The organism is Aurantimonas sp. 22II-16-19i (genome assembly GCF_002088275.1).
Taxonomy (GTDB): Bacteria; Pseudomonadota; Alphaproteobacteria; order Rhizobiales; family Rhizobiaceae; genus Jiella.
In genome coordinates this window covers 1-12,651 of the sequence record NZ_AQQS01000062.1, presented here as the reverse complement: position 1 = coordinate 12,651, position 12,651 = coordinate 1, and the positions used below count along the sequence as shown (strand labels likewise).

The 12,651-nt window shown below is 69.7% G+C and carries 11 protein-coding genes and 1 tRNA gene; 7 read left to right on the top strand and 5 right to left on the bottom strand.

Annotated elements, in window-relative coordinates; genetic code table 11:
• Position 1 precedes the first annotated feature (1 nt).
• The 4 genes from ATO4_RS26245 to ATO4_RS26230 form a co-directional block, all read right to left on the bottom strand.
• Positions 2-77, bottom strand: a tRNA-Lys gene (locus ATO4_RS26245).
• Between the two features lie 291 nt (positions 78-368).
• On the bottom strand, positions 369-794 hold the full coding sequence (locus ATO4_RS26240; protein ID WP_083595046.1) for a PilZ domain-containing protein: 426 nt from the start codon (positions 792-794) through the stop codon (positions 369-371).
• A gap of 366 nt (positions 795-1,160) precedes the next feature.
• The gene (gene ilvC, locus ATO4_RS26235; protein ID WP_083595045.1) at positions 1,161-2,180 is read right to left on the bottom strand and encodes a ketol-acid reductoisomerase; all 1,020 of its coding nucleotides are present in this window, start codon (positions 2,178-2,180) and stop codon (positions 1,161-1,163) included.
• 2 nt (positions 2,181-2,182) lie between these two features.
• Entirely contained in the window at positions 2,183-2,866 is a 684-nt protein-coding gene (locus tag ATO4_RS26230; protein ID WP_083595047.1) for a TetR/AcrR family transcriptional regulator, read from the bottom strand.
• Positions 2,867-3,363: 497 nt separating this feature from the next.
• Between ATO4_RS26230 and ATO4_RS26225 the strand changes: the two genes are divergently transcribed.
• From ATO4_RS26225 to ATO4_RS26200, 6 genes are all read left to right on the top strand, one after another.
• Positions 3,364-4,386, top strand: a complete 1,023-nt coding sequence (locus ATO4_RS26225) for a YihY/virulence factor BrkB family protein (protein ID WP_083595044.1) — start codon at positions 3,364-3,366, stop codon at positions 4,384-4,386.
• A 99-nt stretch (positions 4,387-4,485) separates the two neighbouring features.
• Positions 4,486-5,205, top strand: coding sequence for a hypothetical protein (locus ATO4_RS26220; protein WP_083595043.1), 720 nt, complete (start codon positions 4,486-4,488; stop codon positions 5,203-5,205).
• A gap of 1 nt (position 5,206) precedes the next feature.
• The gene (locus ATO4_RS26215) at positions 5,207-5,602 is read left to right on the top strand and encodes a phage holin family protein (RefSeq protein WP_083595042.1); all 396 of its coding nucleotides are present in this window, start codon (positions 5,207-5,209) and stop codon (positions 5,600-5,602) included.
• Positions 5,599-6,537 (top strand): DUF3618 domain-containing protein, encoded by a 939-nt coding sequence (locus ATO4_RS26210; protein WP_083595041.1) that lies wholly within the window; start codon positions 5,599-5,601, stop codon positions 6,535-6,537. The genes ATO4_RS26215 and ATO4_RS26210 overlap by 4 nt, the downstream gene beginning before the upstream one ends.
• Before the next feature lie 299 nt (positions 6,538-6,836).
• Complete coding sequence (locus ATO4_RS26205) at positions 6,837-8,216, top strand: PQQ-dependent sugar dehydrogenase (protein WP_083595040.1); 1,380 nt, start codon at positions 6,837-6,839, stop codon at positions 8,214-8,216.
• A 160-nt stretch (positions 8,217-8,376) separates the two neighbouring features.
• Complete coding sequence (locus ATO4_RS26200) at positions 8,377-9,408, top strand: NADP-dependent oxidoreductase (protein ID WP_083595039.1); 1,032 nt, start codon at positions 8,377-8,379, stop codon at positions 9,406-9,408.
• A gap of 45 nt (positions 9,409-9,453) precedes the next feature.
• Here the strand turns inward: ATO4_RS26200 and ATO4_RS26195 are convergent, their stop codons facing one another.
• On the bottom strand, positions 9,454-10,200 hold the full coding sequence (locus ATO4_RS26195; protein WP_083595038.1) for a pyridoxine 5'-phosphate synthase: 747 nt from the start codon (positions 10,198-10,200) through the stop codon (positions 9,454-9,456).
• Positions 10,201-10,492: 292 nt separating this feature from the next.
• Between ATO4_RS26195 and ATO4_RS26190 the strand changes: the two genes are divergently transcribed.
• On the top strand, positions 10,493-12,373 hold the full coding sequence (locus ATO4_RS26190; RefSeq protein WP_083595037.1) for a hypothetical protein: 1,881 nt from the start codon (positions 10,493-10,495) through the stop codon (positions 12,371-12,373).
• Positions 12,374-12,651: the final 278 nt, after the last annotated feature.

Below are 12,651 nucleotides of genomic sequence, written 5' to 3'. Positions count from 1 at the left end.
ATGGTGGGTGATGTAGGGATCGAACCTACGACCCGCTGATTAAGAGTCAGCTGCTCTACCAACTGAGCTAATCACCCGCCGGCCGCCTTGGCGGATGGCGGGTGTATAAAGAGCGATTCCGCGGCTGTCCACCCTCGAATTGGGCTTTGTGGAAAAACCTTCAGGGAGCCTGCCGGAGTCGATGAGACACGGCCGGGGAGAAGGCCTGCCGGGTGGCCGGCAGGATCCTGCAACGGCAAAGGCCTCACGGGGACGGCTGGCGAACCGCCTCCGGAGGCGGGCGCGTGCGATGGCCGGCGGGTCGGTCCGGTCTCTGCCGCGGGGCCTCGGGGATGCGGGCGTTCGGAGCCGGTCCGTAAGGAACGGCGTCAGCCGGGCCGACGCCAGGCGAATCGGGCGGTGACGGCTTCGGGGAGGATTTCGGGCATGATCCGGCGGATGCCGCCGCGCTGATCCCGGGCGGCGGCGTCGGGCGGTGTCGACGCGTCGGCGGCGGGGGCGATCGGCTCGCGCAGCTCGACGTCGAGAAAGCGGATGCCGGCGAACATCGAGCGGCGATAGATCAACTCGGCCGGCCGAACGGCCTGCTCCTCGCCGATGCGGATGCGGAACTCCTTCGGCAGGTGGACGCTGTCGTCGATGGTCAGCAGCGCGCCGGTCGCCGAGATGTTGCGCACGATGCAGTCGAAGGTCGAGAAGCCGTTGTTGAAGACGATCTTCGCGCGCTTGAGAACGCGCATGCGCGGAGCGCTGCGGCGCTCGGCCTCACCGGACTCCGGTACTGTCGCAGTCATTTCGTGCCTCCAGAACCCTCACGCGCGTCTCCTTGTCGCACAGTCAGGGTTTCCATCCGGTGAAGCCGGAGGAGAAAATCCGACGCATGTCCGCGAGCGCGACGACAAGCGGCGCCGGACCTTCGCCCGGCGCCGCTGAAGCGTTTCAGTGCCCTGCCCCCGCCCGCCCGCAGCGGCGGAGCCGCGAGGACGGGCGAAGGCAAGGAGGCCGTGGATCGATGGAGACCGCGGCCCTTCGAGCTCAGTTGCGGTCCTTGTCGACCAGGGCGTTGGACTTGATCCCCCGCCCGCCCGCAGCGGCGGAGCCGCGAGGACGGGCGAAGGCAAGGAGGCCGTGGATCGATGGAGACCGCGGCCCTTCAAAGCTCAGTTGCGGTCCTTGTCGACCAGGGCGTTGGACTTGATCCACGGCATCATGGCGCGGAGCTTCTCGCCGACTTCCTCGATCTGGTGACGGTCGTTCTGGCGGCGGGTGGCCTTGAAGCGGGCGGCGCCCGAGTGCCACTCCTGCATCCATTCGGAGGTGAAGCGGCCGGACTGGATGTCGGCCAGCACCCGCTTCATCTCGGCCTTGGTCTCGGCGGTGATGATGCGCGGGCCGGAGACGTACTCGCCCCATTCGGCGGTGTTGGAGATCGAGTAGTTCATGTTGGCGATGCCGCCCTCATAGATGAGGTCGACGATCAGCTTGACCTCGTGGAGGCACTCGAAATAGGCCATCTCCGGCGCGTAGCCGCCTTCGACCAGCGTCTCGAAGCCGGCGCGGATGAGCTCGACCAGGCCGCCGCACAGAACCACCTGCTCGCCGAAGAGATCGGTCTCGCACTCTTCCTGGAAGGTCGTCTCGATGATGCCCGAGCGACCGCCGCCGACGCCGGACGCATAGGAGAGGCCGAGGTCGAGGGCGTTGCCGGAGGCGTCCTGATGGACGGCGACGAGGCAGGGCACGCCGCCGCCGCGCTGGTACTCCGAGCGCACCGTGTGGCCGGGGCCCTTCGGCGCGACCATGAGCACGTCGACGGTCTTCTTCGGCTCGATCAGGCCGAAATGGACGTTGAGGCCGTGGGCGAAGGCGATGGCCGCGCCGTCCCTGATGTGAGGCGCGATCTCGTTGGAATAGATGCCGGCCTGGAGCTCGTCCGGGGTGGCCATCATCATCAGGTCGGCCCAGCCGGCGGCTTCGGCCACCGACATGACCTTGAAGCCGTCGGCCTCGGCCTTCTTGGCGGTCGCCGAGCCGGCGCGCAGCGCCACGGCGATGTCCGGCACGCCGGAATCCTTGAGGTTCAGCGCATGGGCGCGCCCCTGCGAACCGTAGCCGATGACGGCGACCTTCTTGCCCTTGATGAGATTGAGGTCCGCATCGCGATCGTAATAGACGCGCATGGTCATTCCTTCCCTGTGTTTTCGGATGGAGGCCGGTCTGGCCGTTGTTCGGCCCCGTAGAGGGCCAGGAAATGCCGCGCCGCGCGGGATGCGTCGGCACGGATGCCTTCGGGCGACAGGTCGAGCCTGTCGCCGAGGAGAAGCCGGATCTGGACGTCCCGCACGACGAGGCCGAAGAAGTCGCGGAACGCCTCGCCGGCGTCGTCGAAGGCGACGAGGCCGGCCTCGCGCCCGAGTTCCAGCACCGGCACGAGCCGCCGCCCCATGGCGACCGGGCCGTTGAGGGCGACGATCCGCCCGAGGCTGCGCCCGCCCCCGCCCGCGGCTTCCCCGATGGCGAGACGGTTGAGGGCGACGGAGGTCTCGCCGGACAGGACGGTCAGCCAGTCGGCGGCGAACTGCTCGAGGCTTTCCCGCAGCCGGTCGCGGTCGAGGCCGCCACGGCGCAGCGGCACGCCGCGCACCTTCGAGGCCTGCCAGCGGACCGTCGCGGTCAACAGCCCGTCCCGGTCGCCGAACCACTTGTAGAGCGATTCCTTCGAGCAGGAGGCGGCACGGGCGAGACTCGACATGGTCAGCGACGCCTTCGGATCGACGATCAGCGACAACGCGGCCTCGAGCACCGCCTTCTGGCGCGGCGTCGGATCGTCGCCGACGCCCTGCGCTCCGCTCTCGCCATCCCTGATCGTGGTCACCGGATCCATCAGTACCGTACCGTACGTTACGGTGATGGCGTGTAGCGGGTCGCCGGCGCGATTGCAAGGCCCCGCCCGCGACGATCAGGCCCCGCGCGCCGGATCAGGAAGGCCGCGTGCCGCCGAGCGCCTGGCGCTGCAGCGTTCCGTCATGGAGAAAGCAGGCCCGGGTGAACAGCCCGAGGTCCACCGGGTTGGGCAGACGGATGTCGCAGAGGCGGCATCGGGCGGCCCAGCCCGTCGAACGACCGGTCGACCTGCGACAGGATGACGATCGTCACGTCCCGCAGCTTTGCGAAGTCGCGCAACACCCGCAGCTGGAAGGCAGGCCGGGCCACCGACTGGAAGGCGTGCGCCGTCAGGATCTTGTGCCTGCCGACGAGCGCGCGACAAGTCGTTTGCCGGGTCTCGAATTCGTCCGGAACGAAGGAATTGCGGCGCTGTTCCCCTTGCTCGACTGAGGTCAGATCAAGGCGGTACAGCGGAAGATGAGCGAGCGGGGCCGGCAGGCCAAGAAACCTTCACAGATCCCCATGCCGGGTTGGAAGGATATCTCGGGACGGGTCTTTGCGGAAATCGGTAACGACCGGGTTCTGCTGACGGCTGCCGGCGTCACCTTCTATCTGCTTCTTGCCTTCGTCCCCGGATTGACGGCCCTGGTGTCCGTCATCGGTCTGTTCGCCGATCCAGCGACCCTCGAAAACCGCCTCACGGCGCTCGAGAACATCGTGCCGAGCGGCGCGCTGGATATCCTGCGCGAGCAGATCACCCGTATCGCCGGCCAGGGGCAGGCAACGCTCGGGCTCGCCTTCGCGGCTTCCCTCCTCGTCGCTCTGTGGAGCGCGAATGCAGGGATGAAGGCGTTGTTCGAGGCGATGAACATCGCCTACGACGAGACGGAAGAGCGCGGCTTCGTTCGCCTCACCCTGACGACGCTGGGCTTCACCCTCTCAGCGCTCGTCGGCGTCGCGCTCCTTCTCGGCGTGACGGTCGTCATGCCGGCGGTGCTGCAGAGCGTCGGCCTCGGCCAGAGCGTCGAATGGCTGATCCGGGGACTTTCCTACCTGGGCGTCCTCGTCCTCGCCTCGATCGCTGCGGCGGCGCTCTATCGCTGGGGGCCGTCTCGCGCGAACGCGCAGTGGAAATGGATCACGCCCGGCATGCTGCTGGCGGTCGTCGTCGTCGCGGCCGTGTCGGTCCTCTTCACCTGGTACGTCGCGAATTTCGGCTCGTACAACGAGACCTACGGTTCGCTCGGCGCGCTCATCGGCTTTCTCACCTGGATGTGGATCTGCGTCATGATCCTGATCGTCGGGGCCGAGATCAACGCCGAAATGGAACATCAGACGGCGGCCGACACCACGACGGCGCCGGCCAGGCCGCTCGGCGCGCGCGGCGGCAACATGGCCGATCACGTGGCCGGCGGCGTGCCGCGCCGTTCCCCCTCACCCCCATCCTCCGCATCGGACGGATGGAGCAACAACCGGGTCCCCCGGGCTCGACCCCAGTAACAGGAGCATCGTGATGAACAGCATCATCTATCTCATCGGTCTGATCGTCGTCGTGCTTGCGATCTTGTCGCTCGTTGGACTGGCATAAGGAGACACATCATGTCTGACACACCCAAGACCCCCGGCTTTTCCGGGATCGACAGCGAAGGCGGGCGGGCGAGGAGCCGGCTCGAAACCGAGAGCAACGCCGCCCGTGCCGAAGGCGAGCACGCGCGCGAGCACGTCAAGGCGGATGCGAAGGCCTTCACCGACCATGCCAGGGAGCGCGCCTATGAGGGCGCCGACCAGGCGAAGGAAGCGGTTTCCTCCAATCTCGACGACTTCGCCGCCGCCATCCGCAAGGCGTCCGACGAACTCGGCGAGCGCGACCAGTCGATGGCCTCGCAGCTCGTGCGCGAAGTCGCCGGTGGTCTGGAGCAGGCCTCCCGCAGCATCGGCGGACGCGACGTCGGCGAGCTGACCCATTCCGTGGCGGCCTTCGCCAGGGAGCGGCCCGGCATGTTCATGGCCGGCATGGCGCTCGCGGGACTTGCCCTCGGCCGCTTCGTGCAGGCGTCGGGCGACCATCACGCAGGGTCCGGGCGCAGCCACCGGCAGGACGACCGCTTCGCCGGCTCGGCCCGCGGGGACGGGTGGGCCGGCGAGCCGATGCCGGCACGCACGACGCCGGGCCCGGTTGCCGCCGCGACGGTAACGCCCGGCCGGGCCTCCGCGCCCACCGGCTACACGCCGACATCCGACAGCGCGTCGCGCTCGACGCTGGCGTCTCCCGAGACCCCTGCCCGCCCTCGCCCAAGTGACCTGAAGACTGGAGACTGACATGAGCGATGCCCAGAACCAGGGACGATCCCTGCCGGAGCTCGTCGTCCACGCCCTGCGTGAGACCAGCGAGCTCGTCCAGACCGAACTGCGCATGGTCCGCACCGAAATGGCGGACAAGGTCTCGCAGGTGGAAGCCGGTGCGGGATCGCTGGCGGCCGGCGCGATCTGCCTTCTCGTCGCCCTCTTCGTGCTGGCCCAGGCGCTGATCGTGGCACTGGGCGACGTGATGGGCGACAGCTGGGCGGCGCTGCTCGTCGGCGTCGTCATCGCCGCCATCGGCGTTGCCCTCCTCCTGAAGGGCAAGAAGAACCTCGAACCCAGCAGCCTGACGCCGAGCCGCACGACCCGGCAGTTCGGCAAGGACACCGAACTCGCGAAGGAGCAGGCCCGATGAGCGCTGAAACAGATCGTCTGGAAAAGGAGGCCGAAGCCCATCGCTCCGACCTCGACGCCACCCTCGACGCCATCAAGGGCAAGCTGTCGCTCGGCCAGATCGTCGACGAAGTCAGCCAGCACTTCAAGCAGGGCCAGGGCGCGGAAACCGCTCGCAATCTCGGCCGCCAGGTCAGGGACAATCCCCTGGCGCTCGGCATGGTCGGGGCGGGATTTGCCTGGCTGCTGCTCGGCAACGGCGCGCGGGCGCACGGCTCGGAAACGGTCCAGCGCTACGAGCGCTGGCGCGAGGATCGCCGCTACGACCGCTTCGACGAAGCGTTTCCCGGCGAGGAGGACGAGCATGGACCCGGCCTTGGCGAAAGGCTGAGCAATGCCGCCCATTCCGTGACGGGCGCCGCCTCCTCCATGGGAAGCAGCGCGGGCAGCGCGGCCGGCCGGGCCGGCTCGTCGGCGTCGAACGCCGGACACGCGTCGGCCGATTCCGTCCGCCGCGGGCTTCACGATGCCCGGGATGCGGCCGGCAGCGGCGCACGCTCGGCCTATCGCGGCGCCCGCAGCTCCGGCCAGGGCATCGCCCATGGCGGCCAGCGGGCGGCGGACTTCCTCAGCGAACAGCCCTTCGTCGCCGGCGCCTTGGCGCTGGGCGTCGGCCTCGCGATCGCCTCGGTCTTCCCGCGCACCCGGCAGGAGGACGACCTCTTCGGCGACGCCAGCGACGAGATGCGCGAGCGGGCGAAGAGCGAGGGCCGCGAGGCCTTCCACAAGGCCGAGGACGTCGCCCGCAGGAGCTTCGATGCGGCCTCTGAGGAGGCTGATCGCCAGGGCCTCAAGCCGAAGTCGGGCGACGAGGCCAAGCCCTTGGCCGAGCGCGTCGCCGCCGTCGGCCGGGCCGCCGAGGAAGCCGGCCGGGACGAGGCCAAGAAGGGCGGCTGAGGCCGCCTTTACAGACAGGCGGTCGGCCGCTGGCCGGCCGCCACACGTCGCACAGGCGGCCAGGACGCGCCTGCGCCCTCTTCGCCGGCCGGTTTTCGGCAGCGGACGGTCTGGCCGGGCTGCCCGATCGCGGGACACCGCCGCCGCGCGGACGCGGCGAAGCCTGCCGCAGCCGCGCCTCGCCGGCCTCCCAGCCTTGATGGACGGCCAAACATCGCGTCGCCGTTCACCGCCGATGTGAGGGAACTCCTCGCTCCAGGGGGACTTACGGCAAGACCCCATCCTCAAGGAGATGCCCCTTGCTTCGCGCTCCCTGCCTCGCCCTCCTCCTCACCGGAACCGCGCTTCTGCCGGCGGCCGCTCAGTCGTCGGACGACATGCGCGCGACGATCCCGAATCTCGAAGGCGCCGAACCCTCGAACGTGCCGGAAAACCTCAAGGATCCGAAGGCCGCCGACGTCGCCATCACCGGCCATGTGCTGGAGCCGGCCGCCGTCGAGCCGACGCCCGAGCGGCTGCAGGCGATGACGCTGCCGGACGGCTTTGCGATCGACGTCTTCGCGGAGGATCTCGGCCATCCCCGCATGATCGCCGTCTCGGAGGCCGGCCATCTCTACGTCACCGACCGTCAGGCCGGCACCGTAACGTTGCTGAAGGACGAGGATGACGACGGGCGCGCCGACAGCCGGTCCGTCGTCGCGCAGGAAGACCAGATGCACGGCATCGCCTTCGACGGCGACACCGCCTTCCTGATGACGGTCACCGACGTCTTCAGCGCCCCCGTCGCCGAGGATGGAACGCTGGGCGAACTCACCCGCATCGCGACGGACTTTCCCGAGGGCGGCCAGCACCCGAACCGGACGCTGACCGTCGGTCCCGACGGCATGCTCTATATCTCCGTCGGCTCGACCTGCAACGCCTGCGGCGAGACCAACGACGAGAACGCCACGATGGTGCGGATGGCGAAGGACGGGTCGCAGCGCGAGATCTTCGCCTCCGGTCTGCGCAACACCATCGGCTTCGGCTTCAAGCCCGGGACCGAAGAGCTTTACGGCTTCGACCACGGCATCGACTGGCTGGGCGACGACGAGCAGCCGGAGGAGTTCAACCGCATCCAGGAGGGCAAGCAGTATGGCTGGCCCTATGTCTATGCCGACTCCAAGCTGAACCCCCAGGACGAACCGCCGGAGGGCAAGGGCACCAACGCGGAATGGGCGGAGAAGAGCACCGAGCCGGTGCTGATGTACACGCCCCACGCAGCGCCGATGCAGATGACCTTCTACCAGGGCAACGTGTTTCCGGAGGCGTACGAGGGCGATGCCTTCGCCGCCATGCGCGGCTCCTGGAATCGCAAGCCGCCGTCGGGCTACGAGGTCGTGCGCGTCCGCTTCGAGGACGGCAAGCCGGCCGGCATCGAACCCTTCGTCTCGGGCTTCCTGATCGAGCGCGACGAGAAGTGGGAGCAGATGGGCCGGCTCGCGGGCCTGGCGACCGGACCGGACGGCGCGCTCTACCTCTCCGACGACGTCAACGGGCGGATGTACCGGATCTCCTACGACCGCGAGGCGGCGCCCTCGTCGGGCGTTCCGGCGCCGAGCGAGTCGCCCGCCCCGCAGGCGGCCCCGGCTCCCGAGGAGACTCCGGTGCCGGAAACGGCACCCGCCCAGCCGGCGCAATAATCGAACCGGCTCTGCCGCGGTGGCGCTGCCATCGCCGAGAACCGGCACAGCCAGATCGCGGCGTTCAATCGGGGAGCGGCATTTCCATGCCGCTCCCTTGCGCCTAATTGCGCGGGGACGATCCGGCCGCGACCGGAAACGCCAACCATGAGGGGCCACCATGTCATCCAACAGCAATCGCCGCTTCGTCCTCGCCTCGCGTCCCAAGGGCGCGCCGACGCCGGAGAATTTCCGCCTCGAGGAGGCCGACAAGCCCGTTCCCGGCGAAGGCCAGGTCCTGATCCGCAACCAGTTCCTGTCGCTCGATCCCTATATGCGGGGCCGGATGAGCGACGCGAAATCCTACGCCAAGCCGGTCGAGATCGACGCCGTGATGGGGGCCGGCACCGTCGGGCGGATCGAGGCCTCGAACCATCCCGACTTCAAAGAGGGCGACCGGGTCCTCGCGCAGGGCGGCTGGCAGGACTACGCCCTGTCCGACGGCTCGGATCTCGCCCGGCTGCCGGCCGATCTCGACCGACCCTCCTACGCCCTCTCCATCCTCGGCATGCCGGGCTTCACCGCCTGGCACGGGCTGTTGAAGATCGGCGAGCCGAAGGCGGGCGAGACGGTCGTGGTCGCGGCCGCGAGCGGGCCGGTCGGCTCGATCGTCGGCCAGATCGCGAAGCTGAAGGGCGCGCGCGTCATCGGCATCGCCGGCGGCGAGGAGAAATGCCGCACCGTGGTCGAGGACTTCGGCTTCGACGCCTGTCTCGACCGCAAGGACCCGGATTTCGCCGCCAAGCTGAAGGAGGCCGTCCCGGACGGCATCGACGTCTATTTCGAGAATGTCGGCGGCGCCGTGTTCGACGCGGTCCTGCCGCTCCTCAACGTCCATGCCCGGGTGCCCGTCTGCGGCCTGATCGCCAGCTACAACGCCACCGCGCTGCCGGACGGGCCGGACCGGCTGCCGCTTCTCGCCGGCATGCTGCTGCGCCAGCGCATCCGCATGCAGGGCTTCATCATCGCCGACCACTATGGCGACGAATTCACCGACTTCCAGCGCGACATGACGGGCTGGGTCCGGGACGGCAAGGTGACCGTCAAGGAAGACATGGTGGACGGGCTGGAGAACGCCCCCGAAGCCTTCATCGGACTGCTGGAGGGCAAGAACTTCGGCAAGCTGGTGGTGAAGATCGCCGGGGAGGCGTGACCGGAGGCCGTGGCGGAGGCTGACGGGGCCTCCGCCCGGCCCGGCTCACACCAACTGGCCGCAGGCCCGGCGGAAGCGCCGGACGGTCTCGGCCATGCCGTATTCCAGCGCGTCCGCCGTCAGCCCGTGGCCGATCGACACCTCGGCGAGGGCCGGGATGCGGGCGACCAGCGCCGGCAGGTTGGCGACGGTGAGGTCGTGGCCGGCATTGATGCCGAGGCCGAGGTCGAGCGCCGCGTCGGCCGCCGCCCCGAGCCTGTCGATCTCGGCCTTTGCCGCCGCGGGGTCGGAATGGGTGGCGCCATAGGGGCCGGTGTAGAACTCGACCCGGTCGCAGCCGGTGGCCGAGGCGGCCGGCATCTGGGCCGCATCGGGATCGGCGAACAGCGAGACCCGCGCCCCCTCGCCCCGCAGCCGCTCGACGATCGGCCGCAGGAAGCCGCTCTGGTGCTCGAAATCCCAGCCATGGTCGGAGGTCGGCTGCGCGGGATCGTCCGGAACGAGCGTCACCTGTTCCGGCCTTGCCGCCGAGACGAGGGCGAGAAACTCGATGGAGGGATAGCCCTCGATGTTGAACTCGGCCTCGGGAAATTCCTCGTCGATGAGGGCGCGGATCGCCGGCAGGTCGGAAAAGCGGATGTGCCGCTCGTCCGGCCGCGGATGCACCGTCAGCCCGTGGGCGCCGGCCTGAAGGGCGATGCGGCCGAGGCCGGTGACCGACGGCCACGGCAGATCGCGGCGATTGCGCAGCATCGCGACGGCGTTGAGATTGACCGACAGTTCGACCGACATCGTCTCGTATCCTCTCCCGCCGCCAGGCGGCATTCGTCTGCCCGGCTACATCACGCCTTTGCAACGGCGACGCAAGGGCGAGGATGCTTCAGGCCTGCCCGGTGATGGTGCGGTGCGCCTGGACGCGGTGCAGAGGCCATTTCACGAGCCTAATCGGGCAGAAATTTTGCCCGCCCGCCGGACGGCAAGGGTGCTCGCAAAAAAACTTGCTTTGACGCCTCGCGCGGTTGACTTCCGCCGCCGCCCCCCTTCCTCTCTGGGCCTGCACGAAATTCCCCGGGAGGAAGATTGCATGGGCGGCTCGAAATTCATTCCGATCGTCGTGGCACTGGTGGTCGGCCTGTTCATCGGCTGGCTGCTCGGACCGGACGTCGACGACGTCAGCGAGAACGTCAACGAAGACATCGCGTCGTTGAGGGAACCGCTCGAGGCGACGCGGACCGACGTCCAGGCCGTCTCGACCAAGGTCGACGAGACCAACCAGACCGTCACCGGCGCCCTCGCCGAAATGAAGACGCAGCTGGACCAGCTCGGCCAGACGGTCGAGACCCGGACCAGCCAGATCGCCGAGGCCGTGGCGCCCCAGCCCGACCCGAGCGCCGACGCGACCAGCCAGGGCATCGCCGACCTCAAGACCGAGATCGCCAAGCTGCAGGAAAGCGTCTCCGGGCTGTCCGCCGGCGGCGGCCAGGGTGGATCCTCGGGCGGCGACATGGCGTCGCTGGTCCAGTCGGTCGGGCCGACGGGGGCGATCCTCGTCGCCGGCCAGTCGGCGATCTTCGGCTCCGGCCGGATCGCGGTCTCCGAGGTTTCCGACGGCTCCGCGATGATCGCTGCCGGCGACGGCGAGGCCCAGGAGGTCCAGTCGGGCGCCTCGCTCGACGTTGGAAACGGCTGCTTCGTGACGCTGTCCGGCGTTGCTTCCGGCGCGGCGTTCCTCACCTCTGAGGGCTGCGAAGGCGGCTCCGGCCAGGCCGCGGCTTCCGGCGGCCAGCAGGCGGCTGCCACAGGACAGAACGCCGGCCAGGGCGCGGCGGCGGCGGCGGCCATCGGCGAGGCCAGTGGACAGGCCTCGGACGAGGGTCAGGCGGCACAGCAGGATGAGGGCTCGCAGCAGGCCGCGGCTTCCGGTAGCACCGGCGGCGGCACTCCGACCCCGGTCGGCGGCGCCGCGACCTTCGGCACGACCAGGGTCTTCGTTTCGGGCGTCAACGAGAATGGCGCCATGCTGATGGTGGTCGGCGGCAAGCGCCAGCAGGTGGCGACCGGTTCGAGCCTCGACGCCGGCAACGGCTGCAGCATCACCCTCGACAGCGTCGCGGACAATGCCGCCACCCTGTCGGCGAGCGGCTGCGAAGGCGGCGGTTCGGGCGAGGCCCAGCAGTCCGGCGAGGCCCAGCCCGCCGAGGAGGCGCAGCCGGCCCAGCAAGGCGGCGAGCAGGCGGCCGCAGCGCCGGCTGCCGGCTCGACCGGCGGGCAGGCCTCCGACGCCGGCCAAAAGGCGGCCGCCCCGGCGGACCAGTCGACCTCCGGCGATGCGTTCTCGGCCGGCCAGACGGCGGTGTACGGTGAGAACCGCATCTTCGTCTCGGGCGTCGAGGAAAACGGCGCCACGCTGTTTGCCGTCGGCGGTGCCGGGCGGCAGCGGGTCGAGGTCGGCCAGAGCGTCGACGTCGGCAATGGCTGCAGCGTGACGCTGGACGGCGTCGAGAACGGCCGCGCCCGGCTTTCGGCCGAGGGCTGCGACGGCAATGCCGCCGCGGCCGGCCAGGGAGCCGGGAACGGCGAGGCTCAGGACCAGGCAGCGTCCGGCAGTGACGCGCAGCCGGCGGCAGCGGCGCAAGAGCCGGCCCCCGCGGCCGGTGAAGCTCCCGCAGCACAGGCTGCCGCTCCGGCGAACGATCAGGCGGCGGCGCAGATCCCCGGCGTGGTGGCCGGCGGAGCCGCGGCTCCCGCTTCCGACGAGGGCATCAGCACCGGCCAGACCCGGACCTTCGGCGACCACAAGGTCTTCCTCTCCGCGGTCTCCGACAGGGGCGCGACGCTCTACATCGTCGGCGCCGGCCGCAAGGAAGTGGCGAGCGGCCAGTCGGTCGATCTCGGCGACGGCTGCTCGGTCACGGTCGACGGCACCGACGGCAGCAAGGCGATGCTCTCGGCCACCGGCTGCTGAACGACGCTGCAGGCCGTGCTGTAGAAACGAGGGCGGAACCGCTGGCGGTGCCGCCCTTTTTTTGTGTCCCGGATCGACCGCCTGCCGCTGAGGCCGCGCGCCAGCCTCATGCCGTCGGCGCCGGTCTTCGGCCGGCGGCAGGGGGCACCTCCGGAGCGCCGCGCGGGCTGGATATGGCAGCGGCCCGGGAGGCAATGTCCCTTGCCTCAGCCGGCCCTGGCCGCCGACGCGACGATCCGGTGGACCAGCTCGTCCTTGCGCTCGGTCGGCACCGGATA

Bases quoted from the DNA above. Each gene is read 5' to 3' on its own strand.
- ATO4_RS26240 (WP_083595046.1), bottom strand. From the start codon at position 794: ATGACTGCGACAGTACCGGAGTCCGGTGAGGCCGAGCGCCGCAGCGCT.
- ilvC (WP_083595045.1), bottom strand. From the start codon at position 2,180: ATGCGCGTCTATTACGATCGCGATGCGGACCTCAATCTCATCAAGGGC.
- ATO4_RS26225 (WP_083595044.1), top strand. From the start codon at position 3,364: ATGAGCGAGCGGGGCCGGCAGGCCAAGAAACCTTCACAGATCCCCATG.
- ATO4_RS26220 (WP_083595043.1), top strand. From the start codon at position 4,486: ATGTCTGACACACCCAAGACCCCCGGCTTTTCCGGGATCGACAGCGAA.
- ATO4_RS26215 (WP_083595042.1), top strand. From the start codon at position 5,207: ATGAGCGATGCCCAGAACCAGGGACGATCCCTGCCGGAGCTCGTCGTC.
- ATO4_RS26210 (WP_083595041.1), top strand. From the start codon at position 5,599: ATGAGCGCTGAAACAGATCGTCTGGAAAAGGAGGCCGAAGCCCATCGC.
- ATO4_RS26200 (WP_083595039.1), top strand. From the start codon at position 8,377: ATGTCATCCAACAGCAATCGCCGCTTCGTCCTCGCCTCGCGTCCCAAG.
- ATO4_RS26195 (WP_083595038.1), bottom strand. From the start codon at position 10,200: ATGTCGGTCGAACTGTCGGTCAATCTCAACGCCGTCGCGATGCTGCGC.
- ATO4_RS26190 (WP_083595037.1), top strand. From the start codon at position 10,493: ATGGGCGGCTCGAAATTCATTCCGATCGTCGTGGCACTGGTGGTCGGC.